The 22,988-nt window shown below is 61.3% G+C and carries 17 protein-coding genes; 7 read left to right on the forward strand and 10 right to left on the reverse strand.

Going from position 1 to position 22,988, the window contains the following annotated elements:
* Window positions 1-258: 258 nt before the first annotated feature.
* A complete protein-coding gene (cysS, locus tag ND528_RS10950; protein ID WP_263470304.1) occupies window positions 259-1,641 on the reverse strand; it encodes a cysteine--tRNA ligase in 1,383 nt (460 codons plus the stop codon).
* 18 nt (window positions 1,642-1,659) lie between these two features.
* Window positions 1,660-3,357 (reverse strand): glutamine--tRNA ligase/YqeY domain fusion protein, encoded by a 1,698-nt coding sequence (locus ND528_RS10955; protein WP_186566387.1) that lies wholly within the window; start codon window positions 3,355-3,357, stop codon window positions 1,660-1,662.
* Window positions 3,358-3,608: 251 nt separating this feature from the next.
* On the opposite strand from ND528_RS10955, the gene ND528_RS10960 reads away from it, so the two are divergent.
* Complete coding sequence (locus ND528_RS10960) at window positions 3,609-4,115, forward strand: peptidylprolyl isomerase (protein WP_263470305.1); 507 nt, start codon at window positions 3,609-3,611, stop codon at window positions 4,113-4,115.
* A complete protein-coding gene (gene lpxH / locus ND528_RS10965) occupies window positions 4,112-4,864 on the forward strand; it encodes a UDP-2,3-diacylglucosamine diphosphatase (RefSeq protein ID WP_041477093.1) in 753 nt (250 codons plus the stop codon). The genes ND528_RS10960 and lpxH overlap by 4 nt, the downstream gene beginning before the upstream one ends.
* Window positions 4,865-4,986: 122 nt before the next feature.
* Here lpxH and ND528_RS10970 read toward each other — a convergent pair whose 3' ends face one another.
* The 7 genes from ND528_RS10970 to ND528_RS11000 form a co-directional block, all read right to left on the reverse strand.
* Window positions 4,987-6,516: a DHA2 family efflux MFS transporter permease subunit gene (locus tag ND528_RS10970; RefSeq protein WP_024013426.1), complete on the reverse strand. Its 1,530-nt coding sequence runs from the start codon at window positions 6,514-6,516 to the stop codon at window positions 4,987-4,989.
* 163 nt (window positions 6,517-6,679) lie between these two features.
* Window positions 6,680-7,882, reverse strand: a complete 1,203-nt coding sequence (locus ND528_RS10975; RefSeq protein WP_016775298.1) for an HlyD family secretion protein — start codon at window positions 7,880-7,882, stop codon at window positions 6,680-6,682.
* A gap of 15 nt (window positions 7,883-7,897) precedes the next feature.
* A complete protein-coding gene (locus ND528_RS10980) occupies window positions 7,898-9,367 on the reverse strand; it encodes an efflux transporter outer membrane subunit (protein WP_263470306.1) in 1,470 nt (489 codons plus the stop codon).
* Window positions 9,357-9,839 (reverse strand): MarR family winged helix-turn-helix transcriptional regulator, encoded by a 483-nt coding sequence (locus ND528_RS10985; RefSeq protein ID WP_130910732.1) that lies wholly within the window; start codon window positions 9,837-9,839, stop codon window positions 9,357-9,359. Before ND528_RS10985 ends, ND528_RS10980 begins: the two co-directional genes overlap by 11 nt.
* Window positions 9,840-10,074: 235 nt before the next feature.
* The gene (locus tag ND528_RS10990; protein WP_263470307.1) at window positions 10,075-13,749 is read right to left on the reverse strand and encodes a translocation/assembly module TamB domain-containing protein; all 3,675 of its coding nucleotides are present in this window, start codon (window positions 13,747-13,749) and stop codon (window positions 10,075-10,077) included.
* On the reverse strand, window positions 13,746-15,473 hold the full coding sequence (locus ND528_RS10995; protein ID WP_263470308.1) for an autotransporter assembly complex protein TamA: 1,728 nt from the start codon (window positions 15,471-15,473) through the stop codon (window positions 13,746-13,748). The genes ND528_RS10990 and ND528_RS10995 overlap by 4 nt, the downstream gene beginning before the upstream one ends.
* A 66-nt stretch (window positions 15,474-15,539) precedes the next feature.
* A complete protein-coding gene (locus ND528_RS11000; protein ID WP_130910729.1) occupies window positions 15,540-16,190 on the reverse strand; it encodes a GNAT family N-acetyltransferase in 651 nt (216 codons plus the stop codon).
* Between the two features lie 260 nt (window positions 16,191-16,450).
* On the opposite strand from ND528_RS11000, the gene xthA reads away from it, so the two are divergent.
* The gene (gene xthA, locus ND528_RS11005) at window positions 16,451-17,263 is read left to right on the forward strand and encodes an exodeoxyribonuclease III (protein ID WP_073471316.1); all 813 of its coding nucleotides are present in this window, start codon (window positions 16,451-16,453) and stop codon (window positions 17,261-17,263) included.
* A gap of 179 nt (window positions 17,264-17,442) precedes the next feature.
* Window positions 17,443-18,777 (forward strand): phosphate ABC transporter substrate-binding/OmpA family protein, encoded by a 1,335-nt coding sequence (locus ND528_RS11010; protein ID WP_263470309.1) that lies wholly within the window; start codon window positions 17,443-17,445, stop codon window positions 18,775-18,777.
* 121 nt (window positions 18,778-18,898) lie between these two features.
* On the opposite strand, the gene ND528_RS11015 is transcribed toward ND528_RS11010, so the two are convergent.
* Window positions 18,899-20,128, reverse strand: a complete 1,230-nt coding sequence (locus ND528_RS11015; protein WP_263470310.1) for an acyl-CoA dehydrogenase — start codon at window positions 20,126-20,128, stop codon at window positions 18,899-18,901.
* Between the two features lie 171 nt (window positions 20,129-20,299).
* Between ND528_RS11015 and ND528_RS11020 the strand changes: the two genes are divergently transcribed.
* From ND528_RS11020 to ND528_RS11030, 3 genes are all read left to right on the forward strand, one after another.
* On the forward strand, window positions 20,300-21,229 hold the full coding sequence (locus tag ND528_RS11020) for a LysR family transcriptional regulator (protein WP_056788837.1): 930 nt from the start codon (window positions 20,300-20,302) through the stop codon (window positions 21,227-21,229).
* 198 nt (window positions 21,230-21,427) lie between these two features.
* On the forward strand, window positions 21,428-21,823 hold the full coding sequence (locus ND528_RS11025) for a MerR family transcriptional regulator (RefSeq protein WP_137214773.1): 396 nt from the start codon (window positions 21,428-21,430) through the stop codon (window positions 21,821-21,823).
* Window positions 21,824-21,968: 145 nt separating this feature from the next.
* The gene (locus ND528_RS11030) at window positions 21,969-22,868 is read left to right on the forward strand and encodes a hydroxymethylglutaryl-CoA lyase (protein WP_137214772.1); all 900 of its coding nucleotides are present in this window, start codon (window positions 21,969-21,971) and stop codon (window positions 22,866-22,868) included.
* Window positions 22,869-22,988: the final 120 nt, after the last annotated feature.

Below are 22,988 nucleotides of genomic sequence, written 5' to 3' on the forward strand. Positions count from 1 at the left end.
ACGCGTCGATTATGGATTAGGCGAACATCGTCCTGTTCGGCTACTGCATCAACCCCTTGCCCCTCACCCCAGCCCTCTCCCCGAGGAGAGGGAGCCGATTGGGGGATATTCGAGAGATGCGCCGACCTGATCTGGCTTCACCGAATCCATAATCGACTCGGTCGTTCAGGTCGGCGTATAGCAAAAGACACCTCGGTCAGTCCCCTCTCCCTCCGGGAGAGGGTTAGGGTGAGGGGCTTTTGACTTTTGGCTTTTAGATCAGTCAGCCAACCGCCAGGTCGTGCCACCCTTGCCATCTTCAAGCACCACACCCATCGCCGTCAGCTGATCACGAATCCGGTCCGACTCGGCCCAATCCTTGCCAGCCCGAGCAGCCAGACGCGCGGCAATCAGTGCATCCACTTGCGCCGCATCGACACGCCCTTCAGCGCCCGCCTGCAGGAAGTCATCCGCCTCCAACTGCAACACACCCAACACGCTCGCCAGTTCTTTCAGACGTGCCGCCAGCCCCGCCGCTGCATCAAGATCGCTCTCACGCAGACGGTTGATCTCACGGACCATTTCGAACAGCACGGCGCAGGCTTCAGGGGTGCCGAAGTCGTCGTTCATCACCGTGGTGAAACGCTCGACGAACGCTTCGCCGCCCGCCGGTGCAACGTTCGGCAGGCCTTTCAACGCGTGGTAGAAACGCTCAAGCGCGCCCTTGGCGTCCTTGAGGTTGTCTTCCGAATAGTTGATCGCGCTGCGGTAGTGGCTCGATACCAGCAGGTAACGCACGACTTCCGGGTGGTACTTGTCGAGCACGTCGCGGATGGTGAAGAAGTTGTTCAAGGACTTGGACATCTTCTCGCCATTGATGCGAATCATCCCGCAATGCATCCACGCATTGGCGTAGGTCTTGCCGGTGGCCGCTTCGCTCTGGGCGATTTCGTTCTCGTGGTGCGGGAACTCCAGGTCGCTGCCGCCGCCGTGAATGTCGAAAGTCTCGCCGAGGCAGCAGGTCGACATCACCGAGCATTCGATGTGCCAGCCCGGACGCCCGGCGCCCCATGGCGATTCCCAGCTCGGCTCGCCCGGCTTGGCAGCTTTCCACAGGACGAAGTCGAGCGGGTCTTCCTTCGACTCGTCGACTTCGATGCGCGCGCCGATGCGCAAGTCTTCGATCTTCTTGCGCGACAGCTTGCCGTAGCCCATGAACTTGGCGACGCGGTAGTACACGTCGCCATTGCCCGGCGCGTAGGCGTAGCCCTTGTCGATCAGGGTCTGGATCATCGCGTGCATGCCAGCGATGTGATCGGTGGCGCGCGGTTCCATGTCCGGCTTCTGGATGTTCAGGCGCGCTTCGTCTTCGTGCATCGCGGCGATCATGCGCTCGGTCAGCGCTTCGAACGACTCACCGTTCTCGCGCGCGCGATTGATGATCTTGTCGTCGATGTCGGTGATGTTGCGCACGTAGGTCAGGTCGTAACCGCTGAAGCGCAGCCAGCGCGTCACCAGGTCGAACGCAACCATGCTGCGGCCGTGGCCGAGGTGGCAGTAGTCGTACACGGTCATTCCGCAGACGTACATGCGCACCTTGTTGCCATCCAGCGGCTTGAAGACTTCTTTGCTTTTGCTGAGCGTGTTGTAGATCGTTAGCACGTTAGTTCCTTGACTCACTCACTGGCCCCACGAATCACGCAGGGTCACGGTACGGTTGAATACCGGCTGACCGGGTTTCGAGTCCTTCAGGTCTGCGACGAAGTAGCCTTCGCGCTCGAACTGGAAACGGTCTTCCGGCTGTGCATTGCCGAGCGATGGCTCGGCGCGACAACCGGTCAGCACTTGCAGCGAGTCAGGGTTGATGTTGTCGAGGAAACTGGCGCTGTCTTCGGCCTTTTCCGGGTTCGGCGAACGGAACAGGCGATCGTACAGACGCACTTCGCACTCGACGCTGGCGGCGGCCGGCACCCAGTGGATCACGCCTTTGACCTTACGCCCTTCCGGGTTCTTGCCGAGGGTGTCCGGGTCGTACGAGCAGCGCAGTTCGACGATATTGCCGTCGGCGTCCTTGATCGCTTCGTCGGCGCGGATCACGTAGCTGCCGCGCAGACGCACTTCACCGGCCGGTTCCAGGCGCTTGTAGCCCTTCGGCGGCTCTTCCATGAAGTCTTCACGGTCGATGTAGATTTCCCGGGCGAACGGCAGAGCCCGCACGCCCATGTCTTCTTTCGGGTGGCGTGGCAGCTCGAGGTTTTCGACCTGGCCTTCCGGGTAGTTGGTAATGACCACTTTCAGCGGACGCAGCACGCACATGGCACGCGGTGCGCTGTGGTCGAGGTCGTCGCGGATGCTGAATTCGAGCATGCCGAAATCGACCACACCGTCGGAACGATTGGTGCCGATCATTTCGCAGAAGTTGCGGATCGATTTCGGCGTGTAGCCACGGCGGCGGAAGCCCGACAGCGTGGACATCCGCGGATCGTCCCAGCCATTGACGTGCTTCTCGTCAACCAGTTGCTTGAGCTTGCGCTTGCTGGTGATCGTGTAGTTCAGGTTCAGGCGGCTGAATTCGTACTGGCGCGGGTTCGCCGGCACCGGCAGGTTCTCCAGGAACCACTCGTACAGTGGACGGTGGCTTTCGAACTCGAGGGTGCAGATCGAATGCGTGATGCCTTCGATGGCATCCGACTGACCGTGGGTGAAGTCGTAGTTCGGGTAGATGCACCACTTGTCGCCGGTCTGGTGGTGATGCGCGTGGCGGATGCGATACATGATCGGGTCGCGCAGGTTCATGTTCGGCGAGGCCATGTCGATCTTCGCCCGCAGCACGCGCGCGCCGTCCGGGAATTCACCGGCCTTCATGCGCGCGAACAGGTCGAGGTTCTCTTCCACGGTGCGGTCACGGAACGGGCTGTTCTTGCCCGGCTCGGTCAGGCTGCCACGGTATTCCTTGGCCTGCTCGGGGGTCAGGTCGTCGACGTAGGCCTTGCCGGCCTTGATCAGCTCGACGGCCCAGTCGTGCAACTGGTCGAAATACTGCGAGGCGTAGCGCACTTCACCGGACCATTCGAAGCCCAGCCATTTGACGTCGCTTTCGATGGCGTCGATGTATTCCTGATCTTCCTTGGCCGGGTTGGTGTCGTCGAAACGCAGGTGCGTGACGCCACCGAACTCCTGGGCCAGGCCGAAGTTGACGCAGATCGACTTGGCGTGGCCGATGTGCAGGTAGCCGTTGGGCTCCGGCGGGAAGCGAGTCACGATCTGGGTGTGCTTGCCCGAGTCCAGGTCTGCCTGGATGATCGGCCGCAGGAAGTTGACCGGCACGGCAGGGCCGGACTTGGCATTCGAGGTAGGGTCGACAGTGGGCTTGCTCATAGGATCCTTGACGTACAGGTGCGCGGCCGCAAAGAGGGGCCAGACAAAACAAAGCCGCTATCATAGCCGATGCTGTCAAGGGCCTGACAGAGCAGCTCTTATAAAGGCACGCATTTAATCGCCGGGAAATGAAAAACCGCCTCGAAATTCGCGCCTGTCACGCTAAACTGCGCACCTTGGCCGAAGCAGGCTGAACCGGTTGTGGGGCTCAATGTCCCAGAACCACGAATTCCCTATGAAGAGTAATGACCATGACTCAAGTCAAACTGACCACCAACCATGGCGACATCGTCATCGAACTGAACGCTGAAAAGGCGCCGATCACCGTTGCCAACTTCATCGAGTACGTGAAGGCCGGTCACTACGAAAACACTGTTTTCCACCGCGTCATCGGCAACTTCATGATCCAGGGCGGCGGTTTCGAGCCTGGCATGAAAGAAAAGAAAGACAAGCGTCCAAGCATCCAGAACGAAGCGGACAATGGTCTCTCCAACGACAAATACACCGTCGCCATGGCCCGCACCATGGAGCCGCATTCGGCATCGGCGCAGTTCTTCATCAACGTCGCCGACAACACCTTCCTCAACCACAGCGGCAAGAACGTGCAGGGCTGGGGCTACGCGGTATTCGGTAAAGTGACCGCCGGCACCGACGTTGTCGACAAGATCAAAGGCGTGTCGACCACTTCCAAGGCCGGCCACCAGGACGTACCAGCAGACGACGTGATCATCGAGAAAGCCGAGATCATCGCAGCGTGATATTGCTGATTTCAGACTTGCATCTGGAAGAGGAGCGCCCGGACATTACCCGGGCGTTTCTGGATTTGCTCGCCGGACGCGCCCGCTCGGCGAGTGCGTTGTACATCCTCGGCGACTTCTTCGAGGCATGGATTGGCGACGACGCCATGACGCCCTTTCAGCGTTCCATCTGCCAGGCCCTGCGCGATTTGAGCGACAGCGGTACGGCGATTTTTCTCATGCACGGCAATCGCGACTTCATGCTCGGCAAGGCCTTCTGCAAACAGGCCGGCTGCACGCTGTTGAAGGACCCGAGTGTCGTGCAGTTCTACGGCGAGCCGGTGCTGCTGATGCACGGAGACAGCCTGTGCACCCGCGACGTTGGCTACATGAAGCTGCGCCGCTACCTGCGCAACCCGATCACCCTGTTCATCCTCCGTCACCTGCCACTGCGCAGCCGCCACAAACTGGCACGCAAGCTACGCAGCGAAAGCCGTGCACAGACGCGGATGAAGGCCAACGACATCGTCGATGTCACCCCGGAAGAGATTCCGCGAGTGATGCAGGAATTCGGCGTGAAGACTCTGATCCACGGCCACACCCACCGCCCGGCAATTCACAAGTTGCAGCTTGGTGAGCAGGCGGCGAAGCGGATTGTGCTGGGGGATTGGGATCGTCAGGGTTGGGCGTTGCAGGTCGATGAGAGCGGGTATGCCTTGGCGCCGTTCGATTTCGCCCCGCCACCCGCCCTGCCCGCCCCTACGATTTAAAGCCAAACACAAAACCCTGTGGGAGCGAGCCTGCTCGCGAATGCAGTGTGTCACTCAGCAGTCGAGTGTCTGACACACCGCTTTCGCGAGCAGGCTCGCTCCCACAGGTGCTGCGTTTCAGGTTAATGCCCGCTGGCGGCAGGCCCGGCCTTGGCGGCGAACGGCGGCTTAGCCAGCCACACAATCAGAATCAACCCCATGAATCCCCAGCCCAGCAACGTGAAGTAATCCACGGTGGAGAGCATGTACGCCTGGCTCGTGAGGATCTGATCCATCTGCGCATACGCCGACTGGCTCGCGCCGCCCAATTGATTCAAGGTCTCGCGGGTGGCTGGCTCAAACGTGCTGATGCTTTCGCTCATATACGCATGATGCTGATCGGCCCGGCGAATCCAGATCCAGGTGGTCAGCGAGGCCGCGAAGCTGCCGCCCAGTGTCCGCAGGAACGTCGCCAGGCCTGCGCCGTCAGCGATCTGGCTCGGCGGCAAGTCCGACATCAGAATGCTCAGGGTCGGCATGAAGAACAGCGCCACACCGATGCCCATGAACAACTGCACCAGCGCAATGTGCTGGAAGTCGACTTCGTTGGTGAACTCGGCACGCATGAAGCAGCTCAGGCCGATCGCCAGAAACGCAATGCCGGCGAGCAGGCGCAGGTCGAACTTGTGCGCGTACTTGCCGACAAATGGCGACAGCAACACCGGCAGAATCCCGATCGGCGCCACGGCAAGTCCCGCCCAGGTCGCGGTGTAGCCCATTTGCGTCTGCAACCACTGCGGCAGGATCAGGTTGATGCCGAAGAACCCGGCATAACCCAGCACCAGCACGAGCGTGCCGATGCGGAAGTTGCGATGGGCGAACAGGCGCAGGTTGACCACCGGATGGCGGTCGGTCATTTCCCAGATCACGAACACCGCCAGCGCGACCACGGAAATCGCCGCGCCGACAATGATGAAATTCGACTCGAACCAGTCCAGGTCATTGCCCTTGTCGAGGATCACCTGCAACGCGCCAACGCCAATGATCAGGGTGATCAGACCGACGTAATCCATTGGCTGGCGACTGGTCACCACCGGCCGTTTCGCCAGTTGCGAACGCACCACCATCACCGCAAAGATGCCGATCGGCACGTTGATGAAGAAGATCCACGGCCAGCTGTAACTGTCAGTGATCCAGCCGCCGAGAATAGGACCTGCAATCGGCGCGACCACCGTGACCATCGCCAGCAATGCCAGGGCCATCCCGCGTTTCGCCGGCGGATACACCGCGATCAACAGCGTCTGCGTCATCGGGTACAGCGGCCCGGCGACCAGGCCCTGCAGCACGCGAAAGCCGATCAGCTCGGGCATCGAAGTGGAGATACCGCAGAGAAACGACGCCAGCACAAACAGCATCGTCGCCCACAGAAACAGCTTCACCTCGCCGAAGCGGCGGCTGAGCCAACCGGTCAGCGGCAGCGCAATCGCGTTGCTCACGGCGAACGAAGTAATAACCCAGGTGCCCTGCTCCGAACTCACCCCGAGGTTGCCGGAAATCGTCGGCAACGCCACGTTGGCGATGGTCGTGTCGAGCACTTGCATGAACGTCGCCAGCGACAGGCCGATGGTGCTGAGCAACAGGCTGGGCGGCGTGAAAGAAGCGTTATTGCTCATTGTGAATCCCTTGAAACCAGGTAGGCGCTGCGTCAGTTACAGACACAGCAGCCCTTTGTGGGAGCGAGCCTGCTCGCGAAGGCGGTGGATCAGTCGACATTTATGTTGAATGTCAGTCAGCATTCGCGAGCAGGCTCGCTCCCACAGGGGTTGGAGTCAGCATTCAGCGCTGTGCGGTCTTGCCTGCTGCTGCGCTGTTGTCGTGAATCAATTGGGCAATCATCGCGTCCGCTTCGGCCAGTTGGCGCTCGTAGACGTTGGTGCTGAACGAGGCCTTTTGCGGCGGTTGCTGGGCCAGCACCGGGCCGCTCTGGTCGTGCAGATTGACCTCGACATTGGTCGACAGACCGACACGCAGCGGGTGCTTGGCCAGCTCTTCGGCATTGATGTGGATACGCACTGGCACGCGCTGGACGATCTTGATCCAGTTACCGGTGGCGTTCTGTGCCGGCAGCAAGGCAAATGCGCTGCCGGTACCGGCGCCGAGGCTGTCGACGGTGCCGCTGTATTTCACATCGCTGCCGTAAATATCGGCCTCGATATCCACTGGCTGGCCGATGCGCATGTCACGCAGTTGGGTTTCCTTGAAGTTGGCATCGATCCACAGCTGATCCAGCGGAATCACCGCCATCAACGCGGTGCCCGGCTGCACACGCTGACCGAGCTGCACGGTGCGCTTGGCGACGTAACCGGTGACCGGCGCGATCAAGGTGCTGCGGGCATTGGTCAGGTAGGCCTGACGCAGATCGGCAGCCGCCGACATTACGTCTGGATGCGACGAAACCACGGTGTCGTCGACCAGTGCGCTGGTGGTTTTCAGTTGCTGTTTGGCGTTAGCCAAGGCGTTCTGCGCCGAGGTCAGGTCGTCGCGGGCGTGGGACAGCTCTTCCTGGGAAATCGCCCCGCCCTGGGCGAGATTTTTCCGCCGATTGTAGTTGTCCTGGGCTTTCTGCACTTCGGCCTGCTGCGCGTTGACCTGAGCTTTCATGCCGTCGACGTTGCTATACAGGCCGCGCACCTGACGCACAGTGCGCGCCAGTTTCGCCTTGGCACTTTGCAGGCCGACTTCGGCATCGTTGGGGTCGAAGTTGACCAGCACCTGGCCTTCCTGGACCAGATCCCCGTCGTCGGCGCCGATGCTGACCACGGTGCCGGTGACCAGCGGCGTGATTTCCACGACGTTGCCATTGACGTAGGCATCGTCGGTGCTTTCGTTAAAGCGCCCGATGAACTCGTGATAGGCCCAGACGCCGGCAATGGCGAGCAGGACCACCACAGCGAGGGCCAGCAGCATCACCTTGCGTTTGCGCGGGTTGCCGGTGTCCGGGGTGTTGTCTTGAGCTTGGGTGTTTTCGGCAGTGGCCATGACAAATACCTTGAATTATGGGTGCGACGAGGCTGGGCTGGCGTTGGCTGCGTTCAGGTTTTCACCCTGAAAGCCGCCGCCCAGCGCTTGCATCAGTTGAATCGACAGGTCGATCTGCTCGGCATTGAGGGTCGCCAGCTGACGCTGGGCCTGGAGCAATTGCTGCTCGATGCTGAGCACGTCCAGGTAGTTGCCGATGCCGGAACCGTAACGCTGGACGACGGTGTTGTAAGAATCCTGAGCGACGTCGGTGGCATGTTGCTGCGCGCCGATCTGCCGGCCGATATCGCGCAGCTGATTGATGGTGTCGCCGACATCACCCAGGGCTTTGACCAGGCTCTTGTTGTACTGCGCCACCGCCAGATCGTAATCGGCGTCGCGGGCATCGAGGTTGGCGCGCAGGCGTCCGCCATCGAAGATCGGCAGCGACACGGTCGGCGCGATGTTGAAGAAACGACTGGCCGAACCGAACATCGCATCACCCAACAACGACTCGGCGCCGGCCGAGGCCGACAGGTTGAGGTTGGGATAAAAGCGGGTTTTCGCCGCATCGATGTCTTTGCTCGCCGCCTCGACACGCCAGCGCGCCGCGACCAGATCCGGGCGGCGTCCGAGCAGTTCCGCTGGCAACACCGAGGGCACCGCCACGGCGCTGGCTTGCAGGACTTTCGGCCGGGCGATCTCGTTGCCGCGATCCGGGCCTTTGCCGAGTAATACGGCCAAGGCGATTTTCGCGCTGTTCAGGCGTTTTTCCGCATCGATCAGGCTGGCCTGAGAACTGGCTTCCAGGCTCTGGGTTTGCTGAAACTGGTACTGGCTGTCGATCCCGGAACTCAAGCGGCGCTGGCTGAGGTCAAGCATTTGCCGGGTGCGCTTGAGGTCTTCGCTGGCGAGGTCATAAACGATGTGCGCCTGACCGAGATCGCTGTAAGCGCGGGCGACGTCAGCGGCGAGGGTCAGCTGCGCGGCCTGACGGTCGACTTCAGCAGCACGGGCCTCACCGAGTGCGGCTTCCCAGGCATCGCGCTGGCCGCCCCACAAGTCGAAGTTGTAATTGAAGCCGGCACTGACATTGCGCACCGTCGCATAAGCCCCGCCCTGCCCGCGCGGATCCTGATCGCGGGCCAGACGCGAACGGCTGATGCCAGCGCTGGCGTCGAGGGTCGGATAACGCTCGGCATCGGCAGCATACGCGGCGGCGCTGGCCTGGTGCGCACGGGCTTCGGCGATCTGCATGTCCGGGCTGTCGCGCAGGGCTTCGCGGATCAGGCCGTCGAGCTGCGGATCGCCGAGGCTGCTCCACCAATCGCTTTTCGGCCACGCCGCTGGAGACAGGGTCACGCCATCGAGAGACTGCGCTGTCTTCAACTGCGCCGCGTCGAGGCGCTGGCCTTCAGTGTCGAGGCCGCTGTAGTTGGCGCAACCGGCGAGGATCATCGCCGACAACAACAGCGTCAGACTGCTGCGCAAGGTCTTAGCGCTCATTGTGTTCACCCAAACGCTGGACGGTAATCGGGTCACCGGCGGCCAGGAGGATTTTCTTGAGGATGTATTCCAGGGTCTTCAGCTCTTCGCGGGTAATGGCACCGGCCAGTTCATTCATCGCCTCGGCACCAATCTGCGGCAGACGATCGGTCAACTGCTGGCCCTGCTCGGTCAGCTTCAGCTGCACCTGACGCCGGTCATCTTCGCTGCGCTGGCGAATCAGGAAGCCCTTCTGCTCCAGACGATCGAGCATGCGCGTCATCGACCCGCTGTCCAGCGACAGATGCCGGCACAGCTCGGTCGGGGTGTCGACGCCGAACTGGGCCATGATGATCAACACCTTGAACTGCGCGGCGGTGATGCCGTGCGGTTCCATGTGGGTGTCGATGATCCGGTCCTTGAGCAGCGCGGCACGGCCGAGCAACAGGCCAAGGTGGCAATGTTTGAATTCTTCCGGGGTGAAATGCTTCATGGGCCGACCTGATAACTGCCTAGGCAGTGAATGTATGTCGAGATGTTACTGCTTAGGCAGCGAATGTCAACGCAATAGTTAGGGGGCTTGGTAATTAGTTGACCTGTGGGCTGGGTTTTATCGCGTGAGCGACCGCATTCGCGAGCAGGCTCGCTCCCACAGGGAAAACACGTTCCAATGTGGGAGCGAGCCTGCTCGCGAAGGGTGCGACTCGGTTCAAATGAGCAGGTGCGCTCTAGAAATCCCGCTTGTAGAAAATATCCAGCGAACTCGCCACGCCGCTCGCCGCTTCGACGTAGACCTTCTTGCTCAGCTTGTAGCGCAAGGCGATGGTGCTGGCCGGTTCGAAGACGCCGACGCCGTAGCGCAGGCTGAGTTTTTCGGAGATGTTGCCGCTGGCGACCACGCTGGTGTCGTTGCCGCTGCCTTGGGTGTCGAGTTGGAAGTCCTGAATACCCAGATCCTTGGCCAGGCCGCTGGTGATGCCCGAGCTGCCCATCAGGCCCAGGCCCAGCGCGGCTTGCGCGAGCATATTGTTGTCTTCGCCGCTGGTGCTCAGCGGACGGCCCAGCACCAGGTACGACAGCGCCTGTTCCTGACTCATCGCCGGTTCGGAGAAGATCTGCGTGGTCGGTTGTTCGGCGCTGCCGCTCAGGCGAATACCGGCGATGACGTCGTCGGTCTGGCGGATCGCTTCGATATCCAGATACGGCTGGTCGATGGGACCGGCGAACAACAGACGCGCGCGACGCACCGTCAGGCGCTGGCCGTAGGCGCGATAGCGGCCGTCGTTGAGCCAGAGTTCGCCACGGGTGTCCATGTTGTCGCCGATGTGCACCTGACCTTGCAGATTCGCGGTCAGGCCGAAACCGGCGAAGCTCAGCTTGTCCTGGCCGACGATCACGTCGATGTCCATTTTCATCGCGATCGGCGGTTTGCCCTCTTCGGTCTGCGCGCCGACGATGATCGTGTCGTCGGAGACTTTTACCGTCGATGGCGGCAGTTCGCGCACGGTGATTTCGCCCTTCGGCACCAACACCTTACCGGCAACTTTCAGCTCATCGCCGGCCATGGAAATTTTCAGATCCGGAGCCATTTCCAGTTTGGCGTAGGGTTCGACGCTGACCGGCAATTGCGTGCCCTTGAGCGCCAGATCGACCACCAGTGCCTGACCCCAAGCGACGTTGCCGTTGAGACTGCCTTTGCCAGTCTTGCCGCTGTCCCAGCCACCGTCCAGGCGCACCGATTCGCCGGCGATCGCCGCCGTCAGTTGCAGGTTCTGCAGCTCCATCGGCAGTTCGGCGCCGGACACTTCGCCATCGCTGAGCTGCACGGTGCCGTTGACCAATGGCGCGAGCAGGCCACCGGAAATAGTGCCGCTGCCGTTGAGCCGGCCGGTGAGTTTTTCCACCATCGGCACGAACGGTCGCGCAACCGAAAGATCGAGGCCGGAAAGGCGGAACGAGCCGCTCAGCGGTTTGTTTTTCGGCAGCGGATTGAGCTGCGCCTGGACCATCAATTCGCCGAGTTTGCCGCCGACAAAATTGAGCTCGGTGTCGACGCGCTTGGGCGTGAGTTTGCTGCTGAGTTTGAGGGTCTGATAGGGAAAATCCAGCCAGCGATCCTTGTCGCGCACGCGAAGGGTGCCGCCGCTGGCATCGACACTGACCGCGCCGTTCGGGCCGCTCGCCGGCAGGTCCAGTTGCAGATCGGCATTGAGCCGGCCTTGCCAGGCGAAGTCTTTGGGCAGCCATTGCGCAAGGCTTTCGATCGGGAATTGCTTGAGGTGATAACGCAGCTTCGGCTCGGGCATCAGGCGTTGGTCTTCGCCACACAGGCTGGCGTTGCCGGACAGCCAGCAATGCGCGCCGAAATTGATCTGGCCGTCCGCCAGGCGCTCCAGTTTTGCCGGGCCTTGCAGCTTCCAGTCCTGGCCACCGGCCTGAATGTCGCCACTGGCCAGACGTCCGCGCCAGTTGCCCTTGTCCAGATTGCCGTCCAGACCCAGCGCCAGTTTCAACTTCGGTCCGATCAGGTCGAGGTTGAGTTTCTGGCTCTTGATGTCGCCCTGAGCACTGGCGGTCAGGGTGCCGAGCGAAGTATCGCCGGTCTGAATGCCGCTGCCTTTGAGATTGATCTTCGCCCGCTGCGCACTGTCGAGCGTGGCGTCGAGGTTGAGGCTTTGCAGGCGATTGTCCTGAAAGGCCAGTTGCGAACCCTGCAGATCAAGCTTGCCCTGCGGCGCCTTCAACGTGCCGGCAACATTGACCTGACCGTTGACCTGCCCGCGCAATTGCGGCCAGAGCTGGGCCAGACGCGGCAACTTGATATCGATCTGCCCGCCGAGTTTGTCCTGCAGGCTGCCCTTGCCGTTGATGCTGTTATCGCCGAGGCGGATTTGCAGGGCGTTGAGGTTCCACCGCTCGCCCGCACCGTCAGCCTTCGCTTGCAGGACCGCCGGCTGACCGCGCAATTTGCCTTTGAGGTCGAGGTCGGCGCTGAGGCTGAGCTGATCATTCTTCATCTCGCCTTTGCTTTTCAACGGCCCGGCCAGCGTGCCCGGCAGTTCGGCGACCCAATAAGCCGGGTTGAGCGCCGACAGATCCAGCGCGGTATCCCAGGCGATGCCGTCGGCGAAGCGCACATTGACGTGCCCTTCGGCCTTGCCCTGCCCGGCCTGCATGACCAGTTGCGGCAAGGCGATCTGTTCGAGGCTGCCGCTGAACGGACTGCTCAGCGTGAACGCCCCGGCCGGGCCATCCAGCGCAGCGTCGAAATTGCCGAGGTACTGGCCGTCGGTGTAGGACACTTCGCCAGTGAAAGTACGCAACGCGACTTGCGGCTCGTCGATCTCGGGATAGAGCCGGTGCCACGGGAAGTCTTGCCAGTTGATATTGGCCTGAGCGCTGAGGCCCTTGCTCCAGTCGACACTGCCGCTGAGTTTGAGGCTTTGCTGGTCGTTGGCGTTGAGATCGAGCCCGGCGATCTGCGCGCCGTTGGCGTCGACCTTGCCTTTGAGCAGCAGCGCCACTGGCGATTTTTCGGCGGGCAGCGTGGCGTTGCCGAGCAGTTGATAACCGTTTTTCAGGTCGCCTTCGCCGGTGAGTACAAGCTGATTGAATTGCAGGGTGTCCGGCAGATCGGCGCTGGGTTTGAACGCGTCGCTGGTGATGCGCAGCTTGGCCGGGAGGTTTTCCGCCAGTGCTTGCAGCTCGCCGCTCAACTGGCCGTCGAGGTAACCACGGCTGTCGGCGTGCAGGTTGAGGGTTTTCAGCAGGTCGCCTTCAACTTTCAGCGCCAGGGTCCACGGCTCGCTGCCGGGAGCGGGCAAGGTCAGATCGCCCTGAATATTCAGTGGCCAGTTACCGCTCGGTTGCAGCAGGCCGGACAGGTTCAGGCTGAGCTCGTCACGCTGCAATTTCACGCTGTCGATCTGCAGGCCCTGAGCGGTCCAGTGCGCCGCCAGTTGCAAGCCCTTGAGCTGTTCGCTGCCGTTAAACAACAGGCTGCCGACCTCGACATCGCCGAGTTCAATGGCCAACGGTAACTGCAGATCGGGCAGTTTGATCGGGCCGCTCTCGGTGGTTTCTTCGCTGGGCGGGAACTGCAGGATCACCTGATCGGCCTTGAGCTGATCGATGCACAAGGTCATGCGCGTCAGGCACAGCGGTGACCAGGCGAAGATCGCCTTGTTCAGCTCGACACGGCTGGTGTCCTGCTGCCACACCAAGTGATCGGCGCTCCATTGGCCACCGAGGCGACCCTGGAAATTCTCCACCTTCAGGCCCGGCACCAGGCCCAACGCCCAACGACTGCCCGCTTGCGTACCAAGTAGTGCGGCCAGGCTCAGGACGATCAGCAAGACCAGCGCCAACACCGTCAGCGCCGTTATTTTCAAACCACGCTTCACAGCTCAGGCCCCATGGAAAAGTGCAGTCGGAAGCCGCCGTCGTCATCCAGCCCGCGAGCGAGGTCGAGGCGGATCGGCCCGACCGGCGACACCCAGCGCACACCCACACCGACGCCGGTCTTGAGGTCGGGCAGTTCGAGTTTGTTGAAAGAGTTGCCCTGGTCGACGAAGGTCGCGACCCGCCATTTCTCGGCAATCGAATATTGATACTCGACGCTGCCAGCGATCATGTAGCGGCCACCGATGCGGTCGCCGTCAGAGTTTTTTGGCGACAGGCTCTGGTAGTCGTAACCGCGCACGCTCTGATCGCCACCGGCAAAGAAGCGCAGCGACGGCGGAATCGAGTTGTAGCCATTGGTGGCGCTGCCGCCGACCTGCACGCGGCCGAGCAAGCGGTGCTTGTCGAACACCGTAGTCAGGCCTTTGACCAGCGCGGTGCCATATAAAAGGTTGTTGTCCGAACCGAGGCCTTCCTTGGCCACTTTGCTTTCGAAGCTCAGGCGGTAGCCGTTGCGCGGATCGATGCGGTTGTCGCTTTTGAGGTACGAATAACTGATACCGGGCATCAGCAACGTGCTCAGGCCCGAGTCGTCGCCGAGTTCGTATTCCTCGCGTTGCCATTTCAGCGAGATCACCCGCTGCCAGCCGCTGGGCAACTTGCTGTGCCATTCCGGGCCGAAGGTCAGCAGCTTGCTGAGGGTGTCGGAGCTTTCGATGTCTTCGAACTGATAGCCGCCGGCCCAACGCAGTTTGTCGGTCAACGGCGGGTCGAGCGGGATGTCGTAAAACAGCCCGACGTTCTGCCGGGGCGCCGAGAGTTCGGCCTCCCAGCCATAGCTGTCGCCCTGCGGATTGACCCAGTGACGCGTCCAGTTGGCCTTGATCCTCGGCCCGACGTCTGTCGAGTAACCGAGACCAAGGCCCATGGTGCGTGGCTTGCGCGTGTCGAGTTTGACGGCGACCGGAATCACATCGTTCTGCGCTGCCGTCGGTGCTGCATCGACGCGCACGCCTTCGAAATAGCCGCTCGATTGCAGGTCGCGGTTGAGTTCGGCGATCAGTTCCGAATCGTAAGGCTCGCCTGCCTTGAACGGCACCATGCGTTGCAGCAGGTCTTCGTCGAACGGCGTGTCGCCCTCGAAACTGACTTTGCCCAGCGCATAGCGCGGGCCGCTGTCGTAGATCAATTCGATGTCGGCCACGCCCGCGCGCGGATCGACCATGAGCTTCTGGCTGGTGAAATGGCCGCTGAAGTAACCGAAGCGCGAGGCCTGATTCTGGATCACCCGTTTGGCATCTTCGTAACGGCCATGGTTGAGCACGGCGCCGGACTTGAGCAGGTCGCTTTTCGGTACGCGAAAGGATTTCAGCGACGCCGCCGGGCCGTCGACACGCACGGTGACGTTGCGCAGGCGAATCGGCTCGCCGGGATCGATGTTCAGCACCAGACGCGGTTTTTCCCCGCCCTTGACGTCACTGTCGATCTGCGGCTGGTAGTAGCCCAGCGCCTGCGCGGCTTTGCGCGCCTGCTCTTCGGCGCCGCGACTGAAACGCAGCAAGGCTTCTTCGTCGCGATCGCCGAGGCTGCCGATATAGCCTTCTATATTGGCCTTGAGTTCATCGTTGGACGGCTTGATCCGTACATCCAATTCACTTTGCGCCAGCGCCGCGCAGCTGGATAACAGCATCAGCACGCCGCTGGTAAATCTTCGTGGAAACTTCATAGGCGCGGATGCTATCACGGGCTCGGGAGCCTGATAGAACAGGTAATTTGTGAAGAAGTTCGATGATTATCCCGTTGCTGTTTGTAACACCTGCGGATTGGCATGGAAAAATACGTGTTCGCGCACCGGTCCGACGGCAACCTCGCCGATCTCCTGATAACCCTGCCTTTTATAGAATTCCAGGTAGCGCGGGTTGCCGGTGTCGAGCACCACCCCTTGCGAGGTTTCATCAACCGCGCACCAGTTGTGCACGGCAGTGAGCAACTGTTCGCCGTAGTGCTTGCCCTGAAACTGCGGGTGAACGCCGAGCAGCGGCAGCATATGCACCGAGTCACCGGGCACGCACGCGGCGACGGCATCGTGGTATTCCAGATAACGCCGGGTGCAGCGAAAACCGGTGCTGAGCACCATGCGCAAGCGCCACGCCCAGCTCTCGGTAACGCCCAGGCGCCGTTGCGGTGGTGCGATCAGGGCAATGCCGATCAAGCGATCGTTGACCAACAGGCCGATTGCCGGCAGGTCCTGGAGGAAATGCTGTTTGACCAACTCGCGCACCGTCGCGCGCACGCGCTGTTCGTAGCCGGGACGTTCGGCTTCGAACAGATAGCCGAAGGTCGGCTCGTGGCGATAGGCCTGATACAGCAACGAGCGGGCTTCGCGTGAATAGCCGCGGTCGAGCATGTGGACGTCGGCAACGGCGGACTGGGTTTCAGGCATTGCAGTGATTCTCCCCGGAGGCGCGCTCGGAGGCTGGCGCGCTTGTTGGTACGAACCTTGGGCGGATGTGGTGGTTCCCCTGACAGGTATAGACCAAGTCGGGATCTTCATCGATCTTGCCGGCCACTTCGCGAGCAGGCTCGCTCCCACAGAGGCGCTGCATAGGGCATCACAAATCCCACAGGGCAAAATGATTTGTCCCACACTGGCCCATCTCCCCCATGTCAGCTAGCATCGCCCTTTTGCCAGGACTGCCGACCATGAAGATTGTTTCCTTCAACATCAACGGACTGCGTGCCCGTCCGCATCAGCTGGCAGCGCTGATCGAAAAACATCAGCCCGACGTGATCGGCCTGCAGGAAACCAAGGTTCACGACGACCAGTTCCCCCACGAAGACATCCGCGCCCTTGGCTATCACGTGCACTTCCATGGCCAGAAGGGCCATTACGGTGTCGCCCTGCTCTCGCGCAACGAACCGATCGCCATCCATAAAGGCTTCGCCACCGATGAAGAAGACGCGCAGCGGCGCTTCATCTGGGGTACTTTCGCTGATGCCAATGGCGTGCCGGTGACGATCATGAACGGCTATTTCCCACAAGGTGAAAGCCGCGATCACCCGACCAAGTTCCCTGCCAAGGAGCGTTTCTACAGCGACCTGCAAGCGCTGCTGGAAAGCCAGTTCCACAATGAACAGCCACTGGTGGTGATGGGTGATGTGAACATTTCCCCGGAAGACTGCGACATCGGCATCGGCCCGGACAACATGAAGCGCTGGCTGAAAACCGGCAAATGCAGCTTCCTGCCGGAAGAACGCGAGTGGATGGCGCGCCTGAAGAACTGGGGCCTGACCGACAGCTATCGGCACCTCAACCCCGACGTGAGCGACATGTTCAGTTGGTTCGACTACCGCAGCCGTGGTTTCGAAGATGAGCCGAAGCGTGGGCTGCGCATCGATGTGATTCTGGCGTCCCATGGCCTGCTGCCACGGGTCAAGGATGCCGGCGTGGACTACGAACTGCGCGGCATGGAAAAGCCATCGGACCATGCGCCGATCTGGCTTGAGCTGGCCTGAGGGAATTTTCATTGTGGGAGCGAGCCTGCTCGCGAAAGCGGTGGATCAGCGACAAATTTTTCGCCTGACACGCCGCCTTCGCGAGCAGGCTCGCTCCCACAGGTAATCCCCTGTCATATTTCGGTCACGCGCCTGACTTAATCTCCCCGGCAATCCCCTTGGCTTGATTCGGTGCCGGCATGACCCTGCGTGTTCTCTGCGTTTTCCTGTTGAGTGGCTGGCTGTCGGTATCCGCCGCCGCCCTGCCGATTCCCGAAAACGGCCCGGCATTGCGCATTCAAGGCTCCAACACTATCGGCGCCGAACTTGGCCCGGCGCTGGTCGAAGGCCTGTTGCAGGAACAAGGCCTGCTGAAAATCCACCGCGAAACCCCGGACACCGCCAACGAACAACGCATCGTCGGCCAGACCGCACAAGGGCAACGCGTAATCATCGAGGTCGCCGCCCACGGTTCCAGCACCGGTTTCGCTGCGTTGAAAAACGCCAGCGCCGATCTGGCCGCCTCTTCCCGTGAGATCAAGGACAGCGAACTGCTTGCCCTGCAAGCCCTCGGCGATCTGAAAAGCCCGGCGGCCGAGCAAGTCATTGCCATCGATGGCCTGGCGATCATCCTCAACCCGGCCAACCCGCTTGAGCAGTTGAACACCGAGCAATTGGCGCGGATTTTTGCCGGCGAAGTGAAAACCTGGGAAGAGCTCGGTAGCCGTGGCGGCGCCATCCATTTATATGCGCGGGATGATCAGTCCGGGACGTACGACACGTTCAAGGAACTGGTCCTGAGCCGGCGTGGGAAAAGTCTCAGCAGCGCGGCGAAGCGTTTCGAATCCAGCGAGCAGTTGTCCGACGCGGTCAGCGCCGATCCGCAAGGTATCGGCTTCATCGGCTTGCCTTACGTGCGTCAGGCCAAAGCCGTGGCGATTGCCGATGGCGCCTCGCAAGCGATGCTGCCGCTGAACAGTCTGATCGCCACCGAAGATTATCCGCTGTCGCGGCGCTTGTTCTTTTATCTACCGCCGGACAGCCAGAATCCGTGGGCGCAGGCGTTGGCAACGTTCGCGCAAAGTCCACAGGGACAGGCGATCGTCGCGACCAGCGGTTTTGTCAGCCAGACCGTGCAAGCCATGAGCGTGGCGCCGAACGCGCTGATGCCCGAGGGTTACCAATCCCTCAGCCGGCATGCCCAGCGTCTGACAGTGAATTTCCGTTTTGCCGAGGGCAGCGCCAGTCTGGACAACAAGGCGCGGCAGGATCTGGCGCGGGTGCTCGACTATATAAAGCGCCATGGCAAGACCGAGCGCGCGGTGACGCTGGTGGGGTTTGGTGATTTGAAGGATGACCCGGCGCGGGCCGATCTGCTGTCGAAGCTGAGAGCCATGGCAGTGCGGCGTGAGCTGGTCAAAAACGGTGTGGTCATGCGCGAAGTACGCGGCTTTGGTGCGCTGATGCCGGTGGCGACCAACAGCGCGGATGAGGGGCGGATCAAGAATCGGCGGGTTGAGGTTTGGGTGTATTGATCCTGATGTCGATGTGCTGAATGTACAGGCCCTTTCGCGAGCAGGCTCGCTCCCACATTGGATCTGTGGCGTGCACAAATCTTGTGGGAGCGAGCCTGCTCGCGAATGAGGCGACGCGGTGTTACTGGCCGCTACGCATCATCTCCTTCGGCACATACTTGCCAATCTCGAACTTGCCAATCGCCGCGCGGTGCACTTCGTCGGGGCCGTCGGCCAGACGCAGGGTGCGCTGCATGGCATACATGTAGGCCAGCGGGAAATCGTTCGACACCCCTGCCCCGCCATGCATCTGGATCGCCCGGTCGATCACCCGCAGGGCCACGTTCGGCGCCACCACTTTGATCTGCGCAATCTCGCTTTTCGCCACTTTGTTGCCGACGGTGTCCATCATGTACGCCGCTTTCAACGTCAGCAGGCGCGCCATGTCGATCTCCATTCGCGAGTCGGCGATCTTGTCGATGTTGCCGCCCAGGCGCGCCAGCGGCTTGCCGAACGCGGTGCGGCTCACCGAGCGTTTGCACATCAGTTCCAGTGCACGCTCGGCCATGCCGATCGAACGCATGCAGTGGTGAATGCGGCCTGGGCCAAGGCGACCCTGGGCAATTTCGAAGCCGCGTCCTTCACCGAGCAGGACGTTTTCGTACGGCACCCGAACGTTGTCGAACAGCACTTCGGCGTGACCGTGCGGTGCATCGTCGTAACCGAACACCGGCAGCGGCCGGACGATCTCCACCCCGGGGGTATCGACCGGCACGAGGATCATCGAGTGCTGGGCGTGACGCGGCGCGTCGGGGTTGCTCAGGCCCATGAAGATCAGGATCTTGCAGCGCGGATCGCAAGCGCCGGAAGTCCACCATTTCTTGCCGTTGATTACCCACTGATCGCCATCGCGCACAGCACGGGCGGCCATGTTGGTTGCGTCGGAAGACGCCACGTCAGGCTCGGTCATGGCGAACGCCGAACGGATCTCGCCGCGCAGCAGCGGCTCGAGCCAGCGCTGTTTCTGCTCTTCGTTGGCGTAGCGCACCAATACTTCCATGTTGCCGGTGTCCGGCGCCGAGCAGTTGAACGGCTCCGGCCCCAGCAGGGAACGGCCCATGATTTCCGCCAATGGCGCATATTCGAGGTTGCTCAGGCCGGCGCCCAGCTCGGACTCAGGCAGAAACAAATTCCACAGCCCTTCAGCCTTGGCCTTGGCCTTGAGCTCTTCCATGATCGCGGTCGGCTGCCAGCGATCGCCCTCGGCGACCTGGCGTTCGAACACCGCTTCGGCCGGGTAAACGTAAGTGTCCATGAACGCAGTCACGCGCTCACGCAGTTCCTGAACCTTGGGCGAATAAGCGAAATCCATGGGTAGTTACCTTCTCGGGCAGAGGTTGTTCAAGTCATGCAATCGATGCTAGAACAGCGCTGATCATTTACCTAGCCTATTCTCGGCGTGTATAAACATTCATCACCAATATATGATCCGCTGATCGTCAGCCCCAAAACATTTGCACTTAATAACAAGAGAAGCCGCGTTATGAATCTGAGCAAGGTCGACCTGAACCTTTTCATCGTCTTCGACGCGATCTACACCGAAGCCAACCTGACCCGCGCCGGGCAGATTGTCGGCATCACCCAGCCGGCGGTGTCCAACGCCCTGGCGCGGTTGCGCGAAACCTTCAACGACCCGCTCTTCGTCCGCACCGCTCAGGGCATGGTGCCCACGCCGATGGCGCAGAACATCATCGGCCCGGTGCGCAACGCCCTGTCACTGCTGCGCGTGTCGGTGCAGGAAAGCCGCATTTTCAACCCGGCGCAGGCGGCCAAGACTTACCGCATCAGCATGACCGACCTGACGGAAGCGATCATTCTGCCGCCACTGTTCCAGCGCCTGCGCCGCCTGGCGCCAACGGTGATCATCGAAAGCTTTCTGTCCAAGCGCCGGGAAACCACCAAGGAACTCGCGGCCGGGCGGCTGGATTTCGCCGTGGATGCGCCGCTCAACACCGACCCGCAGGTGCGCCACGTCAAGCTGATGGACGACCGTTACGTCTGCGCCATGCGCAAGGGCCACCCAATGGCGGGCAAGGAAAAACTCAGCCTCGATGACTACCTGTCGCTGACTCACATCCATATTTCCAGCCGCCGCAGCGGTCTGGGTTATGTCGATCTGGCGCTGGGCAAAATGGGCATCCAGCGCAAGATCGCCCTGCGCTCGCAGCACTATTTGATGGCTTCGCAAGTGATGCAGCAGACCGACATGGTCATGACCGTGCCGGAACGCTTCGCCCGCCGCCATGATTTGCAGTCGTTCAATTTGCCGGTGAATGATGTGCCGTCGGTGGAAACGCATTTGTACTGGCACGAAAGCACCGACCAGGACCCGGCCAACCGCTGGATGCGCGAGCAGATGATCGAGTTGTGCCAGCAGGTGACGGCGCAGGAGAAGAAGCTGGAGAAGGTGTAGGGCTTTTTTACCGCGTTATCGTTCTTCGCGAGCAGGCTCGCTCCCACAATGAATTGCATTTCATCTGAAGGAACGCGGTCGAATGTGGGAGCGAGCTTGCTCGCGAAGGGGCCTGTACAGACAACCACAACCATCCTTCTTGACGTAAACGTAAACCACCGATTAGCTTAGCGCCATGCCCATTTTCCGAGCGCTTTCATGAGCAGTCAGACCTACAGCATTTCCGACCTCGCCCGCGAGCTGGACATCACCACCCGGGCGATCCGCTTTTATGAAGAGCAAGGCCTGCTCAGCCCCGAGCGTCGTGGCCAGGAACGTATCTATTCGCCGCGCGACAAGGTCACTCTGAAGCTGATCCTGCGCGGCAAGCGCATCGGTTTCTCCCTGGCCGAATGCCGCGAGCTGATCGAACTCTACGACCCGTCCGGCGGTAACACCAAACAGCTCAACAGCATGCTGGCGAAAATCAGCGAACGCCGCGAACAGCTCGAACAGCAGTTGCTGGATATCGAACAGATGAAGCTTGAGCTGGACACTGCCGAAGAGCGCTGCGTCCAGGCGCTGGAGCAGACGCTCAAAAGCCAGGCGGTCTAGCAAATATTGGTGCCCCTGTGGGAGCGAGCCTGCTCGCGAATGCATTCTGTCATCCACCATTAACGGTGACTGATCCACCGCTTTCGCGAGCAGGCTCGCTCCCACAGGGATCTTCGTGAACTGAAAAAACAGGCAGGTCCCACCCATGTCCCTCCCCTCCCAAGTACGCCTGATCGAAGTCGGCCCGCGCGATGGCCTGCAGAACGAAGCCCAACCGATCAGCGTCGCTGACAAGGTGCAATTGGTCGATGCGCTGAGCGCCGCAGGGCTCGGCTACATCGAAGTCGGCAGTTTCGTCTCGCCGAAATGGGTGCCGCAGATGGCCGGATCCGCCGAAGTGTTCGCGCAGATCCAGCGCAAACCTGGCGTGACCTACGGCGCGCTGGCGCCGAACCTGCGCGGTTTTGAAGACGCGCTTGCCGCCGGGGTCAAGGAAGTCGCGGTGTTCGCCGCCGCCTCCGAGGCGTTCTCGCAGCGCAACATCAATTGCTCGATCAGCGAAAGCCTGGCGCGGTTTGCGCCGATCATGGAGGCCGCCAAACAACACGGCGTTACCGTGCGCGGTTACGTTTCCTGTGTGCTGGGCTGTCCGTATGAAGGCACGGTCGCGCCGGAGCAAGTGGCGATGGTCGCGCGCGAACTGTACGCGATGGGCTGCTATGAAGTGTCGCTGGGCGACACCATCGGCACCGGCACGGCGGGCGCGACCCGGCGCCTGTTCGAGGTGGTCTCGGCGCAGGTGCCACGGGACAAGCTCGCCGGGCATTTCCACGACACCTACGGCCAGGCCATGGCCAACATCTACGCCAGCCTGCTCGAAGGCATTGCGGTGTTCGACAGCTCTATCGCCGGCCTCGGCGGCTGCCCGTACGCCAAAGGCGCGAGCGGTAACGTTGCCACCGAGGACGTGGTGTACCTGCTCAACGGCCTGGGCATCGAGACCGGTATCGACCTGGACGCCTTGATTGCCGCGGGCCAGCAGATCAGCGCAGTGCTCGGCCGCCCGAGCGGTTCGCGAGTGGCCAAGGCGCGCAGCGCGCAGTGAGGTGTTACCGCTGCGTCAGTGATGTGGGCAAAAGCGAGTAACACGGAAACAAATTGTCTGGCTTTGCCCCAAGCTGAAAAAGCCTCGAAATCCTAAGTGGTTGATTCAAAAGGATTTTTA

Origin of the sequence: Pseudomonas mercuritolerans, assembly GCF_025706525.1 — a bacterium.
In the GTDB taxonomy this organism is placed as follows: Bacteria; Pseudomonadota; Gammaproteobacteria; order Pseudomonadales; family Pseudomonadaceae; genus Aquipseudomonas; species Aquipseudomonas mercuritolerans.

Bases quoted from the DNA above. Each gene is read 5' to 3' on its own strand.
- ND528_RS10955 (WP_186566387.1), bottom strand. From the start codon at position 3,357: ATGAGCAAGCCCACTGTCGACCCTACCTCGAATGCCAAGTCCGGCCCT.
- ND528_RS10960 (WP_263470305.1), top strand. From the start codon at position 3,609: ATGACTCAAGTCAAACTGACCACCAACCATGGCGACATCGTCATCGAA.
- ND528_RS10970 (WP_024013426.1), bottom strand. From the start codon at position 6,516: ATGAGCAATAACGCTTCTTTCACGCCGCCCAGCCTGTTGCTCAGCACC.
- ND528_RS10975 (WP_016775298.1), bottom strand. From the start codon at position 7,882: ATGGCCACTGCCGAAAACACCCAAGCTCAAGACAACACCCCGGACACC.
- ND528_RS10980 (WP_263470306.1), bottom strand. From the start codon at position 9,367: ATGAGCGCTAAGACCTTGCGCAGCAGTCTGACGCTGTTGTTGTCGGCG.
- ND528_RS10985 (WP_130910732.1), bottom strand. From the start codon at position 9,839: ATGAAGCATTTCACCCCGGAAGAATTCAAACATTGCCACCTTGGCCTG.
- ND528_RS10995 (WP_263470308.1), bottom strand. From the start codon at position 15,473: ATGAAGTTTCCACGAAGATTTACCAGCGGCGTGCTGATGCTGTTATCC.
- ND528_RS11000 (WP_130910729.1), bottom strand. From the start codon at position 16,190: ATGCCTGAAACCCAGTCCGCCGTTGCCGACGTCCACATGCTCGACCGC.
- xthA (WP_073471316.1), top strand. From the start codon at position 16,451: ATGAAGATTGTTTCCTTCAACATCAACGGACTGCGTGCCCGTCCGCAT.
- ND528_RS11010 (WP_263470309.1), top strand. From the start codon at position 17,443: ATGACCCTGCGTGTTCTCTGCGTTTTCCTGTTGAGTGGCTGGCTGTCG.
- ND528_RS11015 (WP_263470310.1), bottom strand. From the start codon at position 20,128: ATGGATTTCGCTTATTCGCCCAAGGTTCAGGAACTGCGTGAGCGCGTG.
- ND528_RS11020 (WP_056788837.1), top strand. From the start codon at position 20,300: ATGAATCTGAGCAAGGTCGACCTGAACCTTTTCATCGTCTTCGACGCG.
- ND528_RS11025 (WP_137214773.1), top strand. From the start codon at position 21,428: ATGAGCAGTCAGACCTACAGCATTTCCGACCTCGCCCGCGAGCTGGAC.
- ND528_RS11030 (WP_137214772.1), top strand. From the start codon at position 21,969: ATGTCCCTCCCCTCCCAAGTACGCCTGATCGAAGTCGGCCCGCGCGAT.